This is a genomic window from Terrimicrobium sacchariphilum, from assembly GCF_001613545.1.
In the GTDB taxonomy this organism is placed as follows: Bacteria; Verrucomicrobiota; Verrucomicrobiia; order Chthoniobacterales; family Terrimicrobiaceae; genus Terrimicrobium; species Terrimicrobium sacchariphilum.
Map to the genome: position 1 here is coordinate 89,094 of NZ_BDCO01000003.1, position 14,742 is coordinate 103,835.

The 14,742-nt window shown below is 61.2% G+C and carries 16 protein-coding genes; 6 read left to right on the top strand and 10 right to left on the bottom strand.

Translation table 11 applies throughout. The annotated features are described in order from the left end of the window. Window positions 1-87: 87 nt before the first annotated feature. Window positions 88-693, bottom strand: a complete 606-nt coding sequence (locus TSACC_RS18050) for a Maf family protein (protein WP_075080877.1) — start codon at window positions 691-693, stop codon at window positions 88-90. After that, window positions 674-967 (bottom strand): hypothetical protein, encoded by a 294-nt coding sequence (locus TSACC_RS18055; RefSeq protein WP_075080878.1) that lies wholly within the window; start codon window positions 965-967, stop codon window positions 674-676. The genes TSACC_RS18050 and TSACC_RS18055 overlap by 20 nt, the downstream gene beginning before the upstream one ends. Before the next feature lie 50 nt (window positions 968-1,017). Between TSACC_RS18055 and ruvX the strand changes: the two genes are divergently transcribed. Together ruvX and truA are read left to right on the top strand one after the other, a co-directional pair. Next, window positions 1,018-1,443 carry a Holliday junction resolvase RuvX gene (ruvX, locus tag TSACC_RS18060; protein WP_075081426.1) on the top strand — a complete coding sequence of 142 codons (426 nt, stop codon included), beginning with the start codon at window positions 1,018-1,020 and terminating at the stop codon, window positions 1,441-1,443. Next, entirely contained in the window at window positions 1,413-2,210 is a 798-nt protein-coding gene (truA, locus tag TSACC_RS18065; RefSeq protein ID WP_084400651.1) for a tRNA pseudouridine(38-40) synthase TruA, read from the top strand. The genes ruvX and truA overlap by 31 nt, the downstream gene beginning before the upstream one ends. Here the strand turns inward: truA and TSACC_RS18070 are convergent. Further along, a complete protein-coding gene (locus TSACC_RS18070) occupies window positions 2,173-2,694 on the bottom strand; it encodes a tetratricopeptide repeat protein (protein WP_075080880.1) in 522 nt (173 codons plus the stop codon). The two genes, truA and TSACC_RS18070, sit on opposite strands and share 38 nt — an antisense overlap. A gap of 86 nt (window positions 2,695-2,780) precedes the next feature. Between TSACC_RS18070 and TSACC_RS22585 the strand changes: the two genes are divergently transcribed. Both TSACC_RS22585 and TSACC_RS18080 read left to right on the top strand, forming a co-directional pair. Next, a complete protein-coding gene (locus TSACC_RS22585; protein ID WP_153811517.1) occupies window positions 2,781-3,875 on the top strand; it encodes an N-acetylmuramoyl-L-alanine amidase in 1,095 nt (364 codons plus the stop codon). Between the two features lie 13 nt (window positions 3,876-3,888). Then, window positions 3,889-4,752, top strand: a complete 864-nt coding sequence (locus tag TSACC_RS18080) for a TIGR01777 family oxidoreductase (protein ID WP_075080882.1) — start codon at window positions 3,889-3,891, stop codon at window positions 4,750-4,752. A gap of 5 nt (window positions 4,753-4,757) precedes the next feature. Here TSACC_RS18080 and TSACC_RS18085 read toward each other — a convergent pair whose 3' ends face one another. The 7 genes from TSACC_RS18085 to TSACC_RS18115 all read right to left on the bottom strand — a co-directional run bounded on the left by TSACC_RS18085 (window position 4,758) and on the right by TSACC_RS18115 (window position 12,179). Next, window positions 4,758-5,231 carry a PAS domain-containing protein gene (locus tag TSACC_RS18085; protein ID WP_075080883.1) on the bottom strand — a complete coding sequence of 158 codons (474 nt, stop codon included), beginning with the start codon at window positions 5,229-5,231 and terminating at the stop codon, window positions 4,758-4,760. Between the two features lie 69 nt (window positions 5,232-5,300). Then, window positions 5,301-5,741, bottom strand: a complete 441-nt coding sequence (locus tag TSACC_RS18090; RefSeq protein WP_075080884.1) for a 23S rRNA (pseudouridine(1915)-N(3))-methyltransferase RlmH — start codon at window positions 5,739-5,741, stop codon at window positions 5,301-5,303. Between the two features lie 5 nt (window positions 5,742-5,746). After that, a complete protein-coding gene (gene lipA / locus TSACC_RS18095; RefSeq protein ID WP_075080885.1) occupies window positions 5,747-6,643 on the bottom strand; it encodes a lipoyl synthase in 897 nt (298 codons plus the stop codon). Window positions 6,644-6,677: 34 nt separating this feature from the next. Next, complete coding sequence (gene recR / locus TSACC_RS18100) at window positions 6,678-7,286, bottom strand: recombination mediator RecR (protein ID WP_075080886.1); 609 nt, start codon at window positions 7,284-7,286, stop codon at window positions 6,678-6,680. A gap of 25 nt (window positions 7,287-7,311) precedes the next feature. Next, on the bottom strand, window positions 7,312-8,574 hold the full coding sequence (locus TSACC_RS18105) for an adenylate/guanylate cyclase domain-containing protein (RefSeq protein WP_075080887.1): 1,263 nt from the start codon (window positions 8,572-8,574) through the stop codon (window positions 7,312-7,314). Continuing rightward, window positions 8,571-10,145 carry an AAA family ATPase gene (locus TSACC_RS18110; RefSeq protein WP_075080888.1) on the bottom strand — a complete coding sequence of 525 codons (1,575 nt, stop codon included), beginning with the start codon at window positions 10,143-10,145 and terminating at the stop codon, window positions 8,571-8,573. Before TSACC_RS18110 ends, TSACC_RS18105 begins: the two co-directional genes overlap by 4 nt. A gap of 15 nt (window positions 10,146-10,160) precedes the next feature. Next, window positions 10,161-12,179, bottom strand: coding sequence for a serine/threonine-protein kinase (locus TSACC_RS18115; protein ID WP_075080889.1), 2,019 nt, complete (start codon window positions 12,177-12,179; stop codon window positions 10,161-10,163). A gap of 44 nt (window positions 12,180-12,223) precedes the next feature. On the opposite strand from TSACC_RS18115, the gene TSACC_RS18120 reads away from it, so the two are divergent. Together TSACC_RS18120 and TSACC_RS18125 are read left to right on the top strand one after the other, a co-directional pair. After that, window positions 12,224-13,159, top strand: coding sequence for an RluA family pseudouridine synthase (locus tag TSACC_RS18120; RefSeq protein ID WP_075080890.1), 936 nt, complete (start codon window positions 12,224-12,226; stop codon window positions 13,157-13,159). 34 nt (window positions 13,160-13,193) lie between these two features. Then, complete coding sequence (locus tag TSACC_RS18125; protein WP_075080891.1) at window positions 13,194-14,714, top strand: TolC family protein; 1,521 nt, start codon at window positions 13,194-13,196, stop codon at window positions 14,712-14,714. Window positions 14,715-14,742 lie beyond the last annotated feature (28 nt).

Genomic DNA, 14,742 nt, shown 5'->3' on the forward strand with positions numbered 1-14,742 from the left:
CTGGGTGGCTGAAAGCCTCTGTCCGGGATGGCTACTCATGCAGCCCGATCCTATGTTTCCTTCTGTTGAAAGCCTTCTGGTCTTCCGTCAGTCCTGCGGTTTCGGCGTGAGGGTCTGGGGGAAATGTTCTGTCAGGGCGTCGAGGACGCGCTCGATGGGGAGGCCGATGACGTTGCTCATCAGGCCTTCGATGCAGGTGATGAGGCGACCGTTGTCCTCCTGGGCGGCGTAGGCCCCGGCTTTATCCAGGGTATGGACGGTGGCGAGGTAGTCGTCGAGATCGACGTCCTCCAACGGGCGAAACTGCACGCGGGTAGCTTCGAGAAAACGGCACACGCGATTGCTTTCCCGGTGCATGAGACATACGCCGGTGAAAACCTCGTGGACGCGACCGCAGAGCGTTGAGAGCATGGCTCGAGCCTCGTCGAGATCGGCGGGTTTGCCAAAGACGCGATCATCCAGGGCCACGACGGTATCAGCCCCGAGTACCACGGCATCGGGAATACGGATTGCCACCTCGCCCGCCTTGAGTTCGGCGTTGGCGAGGCAAAGTTCACGCGCAGTCCATTCGATGCCCGAGAGCTCCTCGACCTGGGCGCTCTCGATGGAAAAGGCAAGACCGGCCTCGTTGAGGAGGTCCTTGCGGCGGGGGGAACCGGAGGCGAGGATGAGCCTAATAGGCTTCCTCTCCATTGGAGAGCCCGGTGTCGCGGCGGATGCTCGCGAGGCGGCGTTGCATACTCCGGCTGGATTCCGGAGAGGCATTGCTGATGATCCCGGCCACGAAGGGCAGGATCGTCGCCGCACCCGCTCCGATGAGCGCGAGAGCCGTGCGTTGACGGGCCGTGCGGCCCAGCTTGTCGGCCAGGAGCAGGCCGACGCCAAAGCCTACCGCCGCCTGGGAAATGGCGACGATGCTGGTCACGGGGACATTTTCCCCGAATTTGTTAAGAGAGATGGAAGACATGGTACGTGCTTGCGCAACGTAGGATTGTGGTATCGGATTTTCAACTGGAAATGGAAACGAAGAAATATCTCGGTGTGGACCCCGGTGACGCGCGCTGCGGCGTGGCGATCAGCGACGATCTCGCCATGCTGGCTCACCCGCTGGAAACCATCGATGTCCGCAAGGGCGACCCTGTGGTCCGCGTCGCTGAGATCGTCAATGAACGCTCCATCGCCGGCGTCGTCGTGGGAGTCCCGCGTAATATGGACGGCAGTTTCGGCCCCGCCGCCGAGAAGTCCCGCGTCTTCATCGCCGCGCTGAAGGAGAAGGTCTCCTGCCGCGTCATCGCGTGGGATGAACGCCTCACCACCGTCTCTGCCCAGCGCGCGCTCCGCGAATCGGGCCGCAAGGCAAAGGACCAGAAAAAGATCATCGACCAGGCTGCCGCGCAAATCATCCTCCAGGGATGGCTGGATTCTCAGGCCGCATGCGGCTGAAGCTGATCATTTCGTACGACGGTGCGCCCTTCGCGGGCTGGCAAAGCCAGGCCGGAGGCGATGCCGTGCAGGACGTGATCGAGGCAGCGTTCCGCAAGATCGTCGGCGACCGCGTGGTCGTGCAGGGATCGGGACGCACCGATGCGGGCGTTCACGCGCTGGCGCAGGTCGCCCATGCCGAAGTGCCCGACGATTCGCTCCCGCTCGACGCATGGCTTCGCGCGCTCAATGCCAACCTGCCTCCCGGGGTTCGCATCATGCGTGTCACGCGCGCCGCGCGAGACTTTCACGCCCGCTTCTCCGCCACGGGCAAGGTCTATCGTTATCGCATTCGCAACGGTCAGGTGCTGCCTCCGCTGGAGCTCGGTCGCGTCTGGCATGTGGCTTCGCCGCTGGCCTTGGGCGACCTTCGCTCGGCTGCGGAAATCTTCGTGGGCGAGCACGACTTCGCCGCTTTTGCCGCCAATCGCGGCGGGCCGATTCACAGCACGGTACGCCGGATTACGTCGATCACGATCACGGAGGAGGCGGGCCTTTTTTCGCTACGCTTCGAGGGAGGAGGATTTCTTTACAAGATGGTGCGCATGCTTACGGCTGCACTGGTACGTCACGCGCTGGGCAAGGCCTCGCTCGACGATCTTCGCGGCATCCTGCGCAATGGCTCGCCGAAGTGGAACCACGTCGCGCCCGCCGAGGGCCTGTACCTTGAGAAGGTGCTCTACTCCGGCACTAAGTCCCCGCAGGTTTTACCGTCGGAGCCGGTTTGATTTTCAGAGCGTAATTGTCGTAGTCGATTTGCAGCGAGGCTAACTCCGCAATGTATTTCAGGGCCTCGGTGGCGGGGACATTTTGCAGCGAAAGCGTGATATGGTCGGTGAGGTCGGTCGGAACCAGCCACACCACGCTGACCTTCTGCTTTCCCTCGGTCAGCTTTTCGATGCGTTGCACTACGTAGTCCACGCATTCCCGGGGCGTTGCGTCGGCAAGCTCGATCTTGGGGATGATCACTTTTTTAAGCGACTCCTGCAGCCCGCTGTTGCCGGATTTTGCCTTTAGGGCGATCATGCGCGCATAGTTCTGTGCGGTGGTATCTTTCGGGTTCTGTGCCAGAGCGGCATCAAAGAGCATGCGGGCGTTCTCGTAATCGCCTTTTTTGAAGGCCGCTATGCCCTCGGTCACCATGGGATTCTGAGGGGTCTGGGCAAAGGAACACTGGAGGGCGAGGAGGACCGCAATGAGGCCTCGTTTCATAGGCGGGAGTGTACTGCGGAAATTCCCAAAGATCAACGCACAGGCATCCTTGATTGACCGTGCTCATCTGCTACCGTGCGCGGGTAATGCGGAGCATCGTAACTGTCTGCGGCTTGTTGTTTTTTGCCCTGGCCGCGCTGGCCCCCTCCGCCCGTGCCCAGATGACCGAGGAGCAGAAGCGCCAGCTCTTCCTCCAGGCGCGGGAGGATATCCGCCCCGTTCCCGCCGCGTCTTCGACGCCGCGTCCGAAGCCTCGCGCCACGAGTACGCCGCGTCCGACCCCGACTCCCAAACCGAAACCCACTCCGGCACCCGAGGAGGAAGAGCCGACTCCGACTCCGAAAAAGCATGTGAAGGAGGATGAGGAGCCTGCCAGACCATCGAGGAGCGAGCCGGAGAAGGATGAGAGCACTCCAACCCCCACGCCGAAAAAGATCTCCCGCGAGGAAGCAGAGCCTCCCTTGCAACCGCAGCAAACGGCACGTGAAGAGTCGACGCCTGCCCCGGCGAAGCCGTCGGACGAGGATATGAAGCCCGCTGCCGGCGGGCAGGTGCCGCAGGGCAAGACCCCTGGCGGAGTACCGCTCAATGCGCCCATCGTTATCGAAAAATCCGGCCTTGAGGCCGACCAGGGCGAGCAGCCACCTGCCAAGAATATCGGCGGCTGGTTCAAACGATGGAAATACCTGACTCCCTCCGTACGCCGGGCCATTGACCAGGCTCGCGTGAAGAAAGGGCGCTGGAAATACATCATCGTGCACAACAGCGGTACACGACAGGGCAATGCCCGCATCTTCGACCTTTATCACCGCCGCGTCCGCAAGATGCAAAATGGTCTCGCCTATCATTTTGTCATTGGTAATGGCTCATCCTCCGGCGATGGCGAGATCGAGATCGGCGATCGCTGGCGCAGGCAGATCAATGGCGGCCACGTCGCCAGCGATTATCTCAACGACATCTCGATCGGCATCTGTCTCGTGGGTGACTTGAATCGTGACCGGGCCACCAAGGCCCAGATGGCGGCGCTCGACGAACTCATCGTGTACCTGCGCGGCCGCGTGGGCAAGGTCAAGGGCAAGCCTGCCATCGTCCTCCCGCACAAGGGAATCAACCCCAAGCCGACCGACTGCCCTGGTGACAAGTTTGATTACAAATGGCTGAAACAGAAGTTCGGCTCGTGACGTACTAGAATAAATGAAAATCGGGATTTCAGGGGCTTCGGGATTCGTCGGAAGCGAGCTTTGCAAGCAGATGGTCAATCGCCATGAGGTGGTGAAATTCTCCCGGCGAGAAAAAGGAGGCAATCGGCTCTGGTCGATCGCCAGCAAGCCGGACCTCTCGGGTCTCGACGCCTTTATCAATCTTGCAGGCGAGTCGATCATGGGGCTCTGGACGCCGGACAAACGACAGAGGATTTCCGACAGTCGGGTAATGGGAACCCGCCGTTTGGTGGAAGCCCTTGGGGAAAAAGGGAATACCGTGAAAACCCTGGTGAACGCATCGGCCATCGGTTTTTACGGGGATACCGGAGAGCACAAGGTGGATGAAACCTCCCCGGCGGGGAGTGGTTTCCTCGCGGAAGTTTGCCAGCGCTGGGAAGCCGAGGCTCTCAAGGCGGAGGAGTATGGCGTCCGCGTTGTCCGGGTGCGGATCGGATTTGTCCTGGGAAAGGGCGGGGCGATGAAGCTCATCAAGCCGGTTTTTTCCCTCGGTCTCGGGGGTAATCTCGGCTCCGGTCGCCAATGGATGAGCGGCGTGCATGTCGAGGATGTCGCCGGGGCGTTTCTCTGGGCGACGGAAAATGATGGAGTCACGGGACCGGTCAATGCCGTAATCCCTGAGCCGTTTCGCAATGGGGAGTTCACCCGGCAACTCGCTCACGCCCTGCACCGCCCCGCCTTTCTACCTGTCCCGGCATTTGCCATGCGACTGATCCTGGGGCGTCTTTCGAGCCTGCTTCTGGACAGCTCACGCGTCCTGCCCCGAGCGTTGAAGGAAGGAGGCTATCGCTACAGGCATCCCAGCCTGACGAATGCCCTTATCTGCTGTCTCGAGTAGATCGCCTAGGCGAGCTTGCGCTCCGCGGCGCGGAAGCCCGTGATCTTCCCCGCTTCATCATGGATCGGCTCGAGGGAAATCTCGACGTGGTAGGTCGAACCATCCTTGTGGTAGTTTACCAACCGCACGACGCAGGCTTCTCCCTGGCGAATCGCCTGGCGCAGGATGTCGACGACAGCGGGATCTGTCTCTGGTCCCTGCAACAGGCTCCCGGGTTTTTTTCCCCGGATCTCGGGAAAGGTATAGCCGCATAGACCGGTGAAGGCGGGGTTGATCGCGACGATGCGGCCTGCGGAATCCGTTTCCACCCGAGCCGGCTCAGCATCAATGCGCTCCAGCACCCGGGAGCGCAGAGTGGAGGGGGGCGGAATGGGATTGGCCGGGTCCCTCAGATCGCTGGCCAGGCGTGCCAGGCCCTTGTTGGACGTACCGTGGCTCGCTCCATGGGCTTCATTGAGGAAAGATGAGACGGAGATCATCGGAGACGTAACGTGTGGGAATGGCAGATGGATGCAGTCAAGTCAACCGGGTCGGCGATCGTCATGGCGTCAATCTCGGTGGTAGGGTAGCCCGGCTTTGATCGTGCAGGCGCGATAAATCTGTTCCAGCGCAACGACTAACGCCAGTTCATGCTGGAGAGTGCCGGTGGTGAGCGACCAGATCAGATCGGCTTTTTCCCGCACGGCAGGAATTAATCCATCTGCTCCCCCTACGATAAGCGCGCAGGGCTTTTTCGGGTGCAGTTCGATTTTTTCCAGTTCCGTGGAAAAAGCCCGGCTGGTGAACATCTTGCCTCGTTCGTCCATAACAAGCCGGAAACATCCCTCGCTCTTTTCCAGCAGGGCTTTGCCTTCCTTATCCTGGGTCGAGGCTTTGACCGTCTCGACCTCGATCGTTCCGAAGTTCCGGAGCCGGGCGAGGTACTCATCAATGCCGTCGCGGGCATAGGAAAGACGCGGCTTGCCCACGGCCACGATGCGCCAGCGCATGGCGGCTATTTCTTCTTGGCCTGGACCGGGTTGAAGTCGGCGGCGTGGTAGGAACTGCGCACGAGCGGGCCGCTGGCGACGAACTCAAAGCCCTTGTTGCGGGCGATGTCGCCGTAGAGCTGAAAGGTCTCCGGGCTGACATACTCGACCACTGGCAGATGCTGAGGGGTCGGACGGAGGTACTGGCCGAGCGTAAGCACGGTGACATTGGCCTCGCGGAGGTCGTCCATGGCCTGGAAAATCTCAGATTCCGTTTCGCCGAGGCCGAGCATGAGGCCGCTCTTGGTAATGGCCTCCGGGTCCATTTCGCGGACGCGACGCAGGACGTCGAGCGAGAGGCGGTATTTGGCACGGGAGCGGACCATCGGGGTCAGGCGCTCCACGGTCTCGAGGTTATGGTTAAAGATATTCGGCTTCGCCTCGACCACGGTGCGGATAGGGTCGTCCTTGCCGTTAAAGTCCGGCGTGAGCACTTCGACGATGATGTCGGGGTCGACGCCGCGAATGGCCTCGATGGTGCGGGCAAAATGGAGCGCTCCTCCATCGGCCACGTCGTCGCGGGCGACGGCGGTAATGACCACGTGCTTGAGCTTCAGGCGTCGGATCGCCTCGGCGACGCGCTGCGGTTCATCTTCCTCAAGAGGAAGGGGTTTGGCTGTGGCGACGGCGCAGAATCCGCAGGCGCGGGTGCAGCGTTCACCGGCGATCATGAAAGTGGCGGTGCCATGGCTCCAGCATTCCCAGCGATTCGGGCACTGGGCGCTCTCGCAGACCGTGTGCAGCTTCAGGTCGGAAACGAGTGTCTTCGTCGAGAAAAAGACCGGGTTCGAAGGCAATCGCACCTTGATCCAATCCGGCTTTTTGGCTTGGTGAAGCTCGGGATTAATCTTGGGTGCTGGCATAGGGTGCAAAGAATCGGTGCAATCGGCGGGGGTGTCAAACTCTGAGGGAATTTCTTCCCGCGAGGGCTCGTTGCAGGGTAAGTGGATCGGCGTGTTCCAGACCGCCGCCGGCGGGCAATCCGTGGGCGATGCGGGTGAGTTTCACCTGAAGACCGGAAAGGATTTCGGCGACGTAATTCGTCGTGGCCTCACCCTCCACATCGGCGCTCAGTGCCAGGATGATTTCAGTCGGGATCTCCTCCGCGATACGCTTGAGGAGTTCGGCGATGCGCAGATCCTCCGGCCCCACGTTGTCGAGCGGGGCGAGACGTCCGCCCAGGACATGGTATCGACCTCGGAAAAATCCCGTACGCTCGATGGGCAGGATGTCGGTGGCATTTTCCACCACGCAAATTTCCGGCTGGCGCGTCTCGTCGCGGCAGATTTCGCAAAGTTCCTCCGTGGCGAAGAATCCGCATTGCGAGCAGGGCTTCAGGTGTTCGGCGGCTTCGCGCAGGCTCTCAGCCAGCTCGATCGGCTTGGCGTCCTTGGCGGCGGTGAGCCATAGGGCGATGCGCTCTGCGCTGCGTGGCCCGATGCCGGGCAGGAGCCGGAGCTGCCGGGCGAGCTGGCGGAAAGGTTCAGGGTAATCAACCGGCCGCATGTGAAACGGATACGGCGAGGCCGGATCAGGCTCCGAAGAGGCTCATCTCGTCCTTGGCGGACTCGTCCTCGCCACGGCGGGAACGCTCCACGCGCTGGATGTAGTAGTCGAGCGCCGGATCGGGAATGCCAGTGATGCGGGCTTTGGAGAATTCCTCGATGGCCTTTTCCCATTTCTTGTCGCGGACGTAGATGACACCGCGCCAGAAATGATCGCGGCTGCGCTCGCGTTCGGGAGACAGGCTGTGCTTCGGAGCGAGGATTTCGTAAAGCTCCACGCGGCGACGCTCGCCGGCGGCCTTGAGCACCTCGATCGGGCGGGCTTCAAAGGTGTCGGAGGCTTGCTCGAAGGTCTCCGGGCCGACCAGGATGCGGCAGCCGTAGGTGGCGCAGGCGGCGCAAAGGCGGCGGGCAAATTCCACGGCGGGACCGGCCACGCTGAAGTTCGCGAGGCGGCTGCCCCCGTAGGCGGCGGCGATCATTTCTCCCGAGTTCACGCCGATGCGGAAGTCGAACCGGCGCTGCCAGGTGGCGTCGCACTCGCGGTTCAGGTTATCCAGGCGGATCATGAGGTCGAGAGCGGCACGGCAGGCTCGGGAGGCGTGTTTCTCATCCGGTAGCGGAGTGCCGAAGACCACACGCAGGCTTTCCCCCGTGCATTCATCCAGATAGCCGCCCACCTCGACGAGGTAGTCGGAAGCGGTTTGGAGATACAGGTTGGTCATTGCCGCATAATCCTCGGGCGAAAGGAGTTCCATCAACTCGCGATGGTTTTGCACCTCGCAGACGATCACTGTACCCTCGGCCAGGGCGCCGGGGAAGCTGACGGGCTCGTATCCGTTGACGAGCTGGTTGAAGACCGAGCGCGAGATTCGCTGACCAAAGAGTCGCTCGAGGATTTTTTTCCGCGATCCACTCCCGCTCCGGCCGTAGATCAGGCCCACGATATACGCGATGAGCACCGCGAAGACGCTCGGGAAGGGAGAGAAAAAGACATTGTAGAGCGAGAGAACCTTCGATCCCGTGAGCAGGAGCAGGATCGTGGCGACCGCCACGACCGTCTTGAGGGAAGGGCGCGTGATGTCGACCGTCGTCCAGGCAATGGCATAGCTGAAGAATGCCATGAGCAGGATCTGGGCGAGCACCGGGACGGTGGTTGCATGCTTCAGGGCGTAAATTTTATCGAGGATGAGGTCGGGGGTGGTGGAAACCCAGCCGGCAGCGAAGAGCACGGTCACGATGGCCGTACTGATGGTGCCGATAAGAATGGTTGCCTTAAGATATCTCATGTTGCGGAATCAGGTTGCGGCTGCCGGTAGGATGCCACCACCCACTCGCTCAACACGCCGTCGGGATGGTCCACCGCCCGTGACGGCACGGAGAATTCGATGCGACCGCTGTTTCTCTTTATCAGAGTAAGGCCAAATTGGTAGTCCTTAAAAGCGCGCTCGCAAAACTCCCGCACCCCGATGTTCTCCTCCCCGGCACGGGCGATGATGCGCGAGATGGCTTCTTCTTCAAAGGTCAGGTGCAGCCCATGCTCGGAGGAAAACCGGTCGGCAAACTCGATGACAATGGCTTGCAGGGCCTTTTCGCGTTCGGCATGCCCTGCGCGCAAAAGCTCTGCCAGGACGGCCTTGGGATCATCGATCAGCGCGGCGGTCACGGTGAAAGACCGCACGCCGGAACCAGGCAGTTCAAATTTAAAATCGCGGAAAATGCGTTCGCAAACGGTCAGTAATCCACGCGCTCCCGTCCCCTCATGGGCGGCCCGGGCAGCGATGCGCCGCAGCGCGTCGTCCTCAAAATACACTTCCAGCCCGTAGGCGTGGAAGGCCCGTTCGTACTGTCGGATAATGCTGCCCTCGGACCTCTTGAGGATCTCAAATAGGTCGTCCTCGCTAAGGTGATCGCAGATGACACGGACGGGGAGACGACCGACGAACTCGGGTTCCATGCCATAATCCACGAGATCGCGAGTCTCGGCAGCGCGTAGGAGATCGGATCCCTCGGGCTGCACGGCAGGCTCTGCGGCGAAGCCGATATGAGCATGGCGGAGCCTGCGGGCCACCCTGTCGCCGAGTTTATCAAAAGCCCCGGAGACGATGAAAAGGACATGCCGGGTATTGATCGAGTCGCGGGCGACCTTGCCCTTGCGCTGAAACTCCATGGCGGCCTGCAACTGGGCCTGGAGGTCGTTGGCGCTGCGGAGGGGCACCTCGGTCTCCTCCATGAGCTTGAGCAGGGCGGTTTGCACGCCCCGACCGCTCACGTCGCGTCCCATGGATTCGCCGCTGCTGGCGATCTTGTCGATCTCGTCGATGTAGACGATGCCATATTGGGCGAGTGAGACGTTGCCGTCCGCCTTGTGGACGAGCTCGCGGATGAGGTCCTCCACGTCGCCGCCGACGTAGCCGGTCTCGCTGAATTTCGTCGCGTCCGCCTTTACAAAGGGCACGCCGATGAGGTCGGCGATGTGCTTGACCAGGTAGGTTTTGCCCACGCCGGTCGGGCCGATGATGACCACGTTTTGCTTCGCATACTCGATTTTTGCGGCTTCCTCGGGAGGGAGGGAGGCGACATGCTTGGCATGGTTGTAGTGGTCGCAGACAGCGATCGCCAGGGCCTTTTTGGCTTCCGCCTGCTGGATGACGAAGCGGTCGAGATGCTGCTTGATGTCCCGGGGCCGGTGGTTGAAGTCAAACTCCACCTTTTCCGTGTCGACCTCCCCGCCTTCACCGTTTGGCACGGGTTCGGACTGGATGCCGGCACTGGCGGGGTTTCCCCCGAGGCTGGCGCGGAGAAATTCCTGAAGCTTCTGCTGGAGTTGTTCTGGTGACGGAAGATTGGGTTCGCTCATGGAAAGGCGGGAAAATTACGGTTTTGCGCCTTTCACCTTCAGCTGACTTTTGATCTCCTGCAAACGCTCTGCGATTTTATTCCCTGTGGTGACGGTCGACTCGGCTTCCTTGACCTTGGCGAGGACCTTCTGCGCATCGTCCGCGGTCTTCACCTTGTCGAGGGCAGTCTGAATGCTGGCAAGTGTCGTGTAGTCCTTAAGGAAAGGTTCGGCGAATTTCTTGTAGTCGGAAATCCAGTCCATACGAGGAGTGAATCCTCCGCTGCGTGAGAAGGTGCGGAAGAGCGGCCCGCCGTCATCGAATTCACCAAGGACCCAGTCGTGCATGGCAAATGCGAGCAAGCCAAAGGCCTCATACCCCTGGCTGGAATAGACGCGGTCGATTTCGCTGGGGATGGTCGACTTGGGATTGGCCAGAGTACGGGCTGCCTCCACGAAGAAGCTGGCCAATGGAGCCTGTTCCGACTCGGAGCTGTATTGCCCAGCCTTGGCGATCTGGTTGAAAACCGCGGCGGCGCCGTCGGCGTCATCATTTGCGAGCAGGGCGAGTCCCTGGTTCATCAAGGCCCAGTTCTTGAGAGGCTGAGGGACGCCGCTTGCACCGGACAGACGTTGGAACTCTTCCCCGGCCTCGGTGAATTGCCGGTTGTTCATCAGCTTCACGCCTTCACGCAGGGTTTTCCAACCCTCCGCCTCGTCAAATTTCGATCCGGCCGTCTGGCTGCTTGTGGCGCCGACAGCGGCCAGCCTGTCGCCGAAGAGTTTGTCCCGGAAGACCCAGAGCAATACGCCGACGATAAGGATCGTGGCGATGAGGCCGAGGCTGATGTAGGCGGCGAGGTTGCGGGTTTCCTGAGTTTCCAGGACCACGCGCGCCTTGGGCTGCTGGGGTTTTTGCGTGCGCTCGACCAGCTTGTGGCGGGCGTAGGAAAGGTGGTCGATGAGCTCCCTGTAGGACGGATAGCGATCCTCCCGATCCTTGGCCAGCATGCGATTGATGACGTAGGCGGTCTCGCTGGAGACGTCGGGGGCAAAGGATTGCAGGCTGACCGGCTGGCTCTTGAGCTGCTTGAGAGCGACCATCGAAGCGGTCTCCGCCTCGTATGGCGGGCGTCCTGCCAAAGCATGAAACAACGTGCCGCCGAGGCTGTAAATGTCGCTGCGAAAATCCTCGGGCTGATTATCGAGCTTTTCCGGAGCGATGTAATATGGCGTACCCCAGATCTCGCCCTTTACAGATGCTGCTTCGTCCATGACCACGGCGAGACCGAAGTCCACCAGCTTGGCCGTATGTGGATCGGAGAACAGAATGTTGCCCGGCTTGATGTCGCGATGAATGAGACCTTTTTCAAGTCCCGCCTCAAGGCCTTCCGCGATCTGGATGCCGACATTGAGCACCTGCAATTCCGGCACGCGGTGCTGGAGGGTCATGAGCTGGTCCAGCGATCCCTTCTCGACCAGTTCCATGGCAAGGTAGAACTGCCCATGGTCCTGACCGAAGGAAAAGATCTTTACCACGTGGGGGTGGTTGATCGAGGCGGTGATGCGGGCTTCCTGCTCGAGTTTTGCCTGTTCTTCGGCGTTGGCGGCGCATTCCTTCTTGAGAATCTTGAGCGCGACCTGCCGGTGGAGGTTGCAATCGAGGGAGCGAAATACGGCGCCCATGCCGCCTTCGCCGATGTGCTCGATGAGCTGGAAGTTATTGAATTGGCGGCGGGCACGGAGGTTCTGGCCGCAGCTCGGGCAGTAGATCTTGGCGAAGGGTTCCTGCGATGTGACATCCATCAGCGTACCGCAGCTCGGGCAGGCTTCCAGCAACTGGCCAGGCACCTGTTCCTCGACCGGTACGGTCTCCAGGATGGGCGGCTCGGCGGGAGGCACGGCCTCGGGGGCGGACTCCTCCACGGGAGCGTCTTGGGTTTCGGGAGCAGTTTCCGCTTCCGGTAGAGTGCCTTCTCCGGCTAGGTTTTCGCCCTCTTCCTGGGGGGTGTCGGCCTGTTCGCCCTGCGATTCGCCACTTTTTTCGCTTAACATTCGCTCCTGGGGTGGGTGATTTAACCTTCCACTTAATACCTTTCATGGGCAATCAGCAAAAAAATTCTCCCCCGGAAATCGTCTTTGACGGCACAGAACCGGAATATCTGATCGAAGGCGGGGACGCCGGGCTGCGGTTGGACGTATTTCTGGCCTTGCGATTGCCCGAGTATTCGCGCTCGCGACTGCAGGCCCTCATCAAGACGGGGTACGTCCTGCTGAACGGCGGGATAGCCCGGCCGTCGGAGACCCTGCGGATGGGTGATCGCATCGTTTGGAAGGCGCCCGCGGCGATCGAGTGTCAATCGGCCCAGCCGGAGGAGATCGCTCTGGAGATCCTCTATGAGGACGACGACATCATCGTGGTCAACAAGCCGCCGGGCATGGTCGTTCACCCTGGCGCAGGGCATGTCGACGGCACTCTGGTTTCCGCCTTGCTGCATCACTGCGGCAGCCTGTCCGTTATCGGGGGCGAGGAGAGGCCGGGCATCGTCCATCGTCTCGACAAGGAGACGAGCGGGTGCCTTGTGGTGGCCAAGAACGACGTCGCCCACCGTGTGCTGGCTGAGCAATTCGCCGATCGCGGAGTGGAGAAGGTCTACCTCGCCGTGGTCGACGGCGTGCCGAAGCGCACCTTTGGCACCATCGACCAGCCGATCCGCCGCCATCCGGTGAACCGCCAGATGATGGCCATCGCGAGAAATGGCCGGGGCCGTCTCGCCCTCACCGAATACAAGGTGCTGGGCAAGCGGGACAACGTCTCGCTGGTCGAGTGCCATCCCAAGACGGGCCGCACCCACCAGATCCGCGTCCACCTGAAGTTCCTCGGCAATCCCGTGGCAGGTGATCCGGTTTACGGCAAGCGCGGCAACTGGGAAAGGCACCTCCTCCATGCTTGGAAACTTTCATTCGACCATCCGGTGACCGGCGAGCGGCTTTCTTTCGAGGCACCGCCGCCGGAGGAGTTTCGATTCGCTTGAACCTCACCCGTTCCTGCCTAGACTAGCGCGTTCCATGAAACTCCCCCAGGCAACCCTCATCGCGGCCGTCTTGGCCTGCCACGCAGGTCTGGCGCAAGCCGAGACGCTGGACGTGTCGTTGCAAAAGGCGGTGCAGCTCGCGCTGGCGAAGAATTTCCGGATCAAGGTGGAGGAGTTTTCACCCAAGATCGCCAAGGCCCGGGAGCTGAGTTCCACGGGGAAATTCGATCCTGTGCTGGAGGCGTCCTACACCTACAGCCATAGCGAGCAGGAGCTGCGAACCCTGAGCAACAATCTCGTCGACCCGGTGTCGTTGCCGGGTGGCGAGGATCCGTCGCTGTTTGCCCGCACGACCGGGCAGGAGGCGGACATTTCGGTGGCGGGTCTCACGCCGACCGGGCTCACCTATGACATCGGGCCGTCGTTGACGATCAACGACAACACGCAACGCGATCCGCAGTATACGAGCTACAACACGTTTCTCGGCTTTTCCGTTACCCAGCCGCTTCTGAAGAACTTTGGTACGGACGTAAATCTCGCCAGCGTGCGCGTGGCCCGGGCCGACCAGGCCATCTCCCAGTGGCAACTGCGCCAGCAGGTCATGGATGTCGTCACCGACACGATCACGACCTACACAGAACTCTATTTTTCCATCGAAAACCTCGGGGTCGAGGAACGGTCGCGCGGGCTTTCCGCCCAACTGGTCCAGGATAACGAAAAACGCGCCGAGATCGGCGTGATGTCACCGCTGGATGTGATGCAGGCCAAGGCCGACCTCGCTGCTCGGGAGGAGCGTGTGCTCATGGCGGAGCGCGAGGTGAAGAACAACGAGAATTTCCTCAAACAACTCGTCACCGATGAGATCTCCGGTCTCCTCGACACGAATGTCCAGGTAGCGCAACCGCCGCTGCCCGAGGTCGGAGACATCAATCGGAAAAAGGACATCGCTCGCGCTTTCGAGCTCCGCCCGGACTACCGACAGCTCCTGCTCAGCATCCAGAAAAGGCAGATCAATGTGGTCTTCACCCGCAACCAGTCCCTGCCGCAGCTCGATCTCACGGGCAGCCTCGGACTTAACGGAATCGACACGAATTTCCTCTCCAGCGTGCAGCGCGCCAGCGGTGTGAATGGTACCAACCGCAATACCGCCTGGGACATCGGGGCGATCTTCAGCCTCCCGATCCCGAACCGAGAAGCCAAGGGCGACCTGGAAGTAGCCAAACTGCAAAGCCTTCAGGCTTTGGTCGACCTCAAGCGGCTCGAGCAGGCCATCATCGTCGAGGCCGACAATGCTGCTGGGGAAATCGACACCACCCGCAAGCGCATCGAGGCCAGCCGCGTGGCGCGGGAATTTGCCCAGATGACGCTCGATGCCGCCCAGGCCCGTCTCGCCAGCGGGACGTCGACGACCTTCGAGGTCCTGCAATTCCAACGGGATTTCGCCACGGCGCAGGTGAATGAATTGCGCGCGCGGGCCGATTTTATCATCGCGGTGGCCCGGTACGCGAGGCTCACGGGATCGACCCTGGAGCGCAATCGTATCATTCTCGATTGACGCCCTACTTGCGAAGGAAGCCCGTCGG

Coding starts and splice junctions, on each gene's coding strand:
- TSACC_RS18050 (WP_075080877.1), bottom strand. CDS start 693: ATGGAGAGGAAGCCTATTAGGCTCATCCTCGCCTCCGGTTCCCCCCGC.
- TSACC_RS18055 (WP_075080878.1), bottom strand. CDS start 967: ATGTCTTCCATCTCTCTTAACAAATTCGGGGAAAATGTCCCCGTGACC.
- ruvX (WP_075081426.1), top strand. CDS start 1,018: ATGGAAACGAAGAAATATCTCGGTGTGGACCCCGGTGACGCGCGCTGC.
- truA (WP_084400651.1), top strand. CDS start 1,413: ATGGCTGGATTCTCAGGCCGCATGCGGCTGAAGCTGATCATTTCGTAC.
- TSACC_RS18070 (WP_075080880.1), bottom strand. CDS start 2,694: ATGAAACGAGGCCTCATTGCGGTCCTCCTCGCCCTCCAGTGTTCCTTT.
- TSACC_RS22585 (WP_153811517.1), top strand. CDS start 2,781: ATGCGGAGCATCGTAACTGTCTGCGGCTTGTTGTTTTTTGCCCTGGCC.
- TSACC_RS18080 (WP_075080882.1), top strand. CDS start 3,889: ATGAAAATCGGGATTTCAGGGGCTTCGGGATTCGTCGGAAGCGAGCTT.
- TSACC_RS18085 (WP_075080883.1), bottom strand. CDS start 5,231: ATGATCTCCGTCTCATCTTTCCTCAATGAAGCCCATGGAGCGAGCCAC.
- TSACC_RS18090 (WP_075080884.1), bottom strand. CDS start 5,741: ATGCGCTGGCGCATCGTGGCCGTGGGCAAGCCGCGTCTTTCCTATGCC.
- lipA (WP_075080885.1), bottom strand. CDS start 6,643: ATGCCAGCACCCAAGATTAATCCCGAGCTTCACCAAGCCAAAAAGCCG.
- recR (WP_075080886.1), bottom strand. CDS start 7,286: ATGCGGCCGGTTGATTACCCTGAACCTTTCCGCCAGCTCGCCCGGCAG.
- TSACC_RS18105 (WP_075080887.1), bottom strand. CDS start 8,574: ATGAGATATCTTAAGGCAACCATTCTTATCGGCACCATCAGTACGGCC.
- TSACC_RS18110 (WP_075080888.1), bottom strand. CDS start 10,145: ATGAGCGAACCCAATCTTCCGTCACCAGAACAACTCCAGCAGAAGCTT.
- TSACC_RS18115 (WP_075080889.1), bottom strand. CDS start 12,179: ATGTTAAGCGAAAAAAGTGGCGAATCGCAGGGCGAACAGGCCGACACC.
- TSACC_RS18120 (WP_075080890.1), top strand. CDS start 12,224: ATGGGCAATCAGCAAAAAAATTCTCCCCCGGAAATCGTCTTTGACGGC.
- TSACC_RS18125 (WP_075080891.1), top strand. CDS start 13,194: ATGAAACTCCCCCAGGCAACCCTCATCGCGGCCGTCTTGGCCTGCCAC.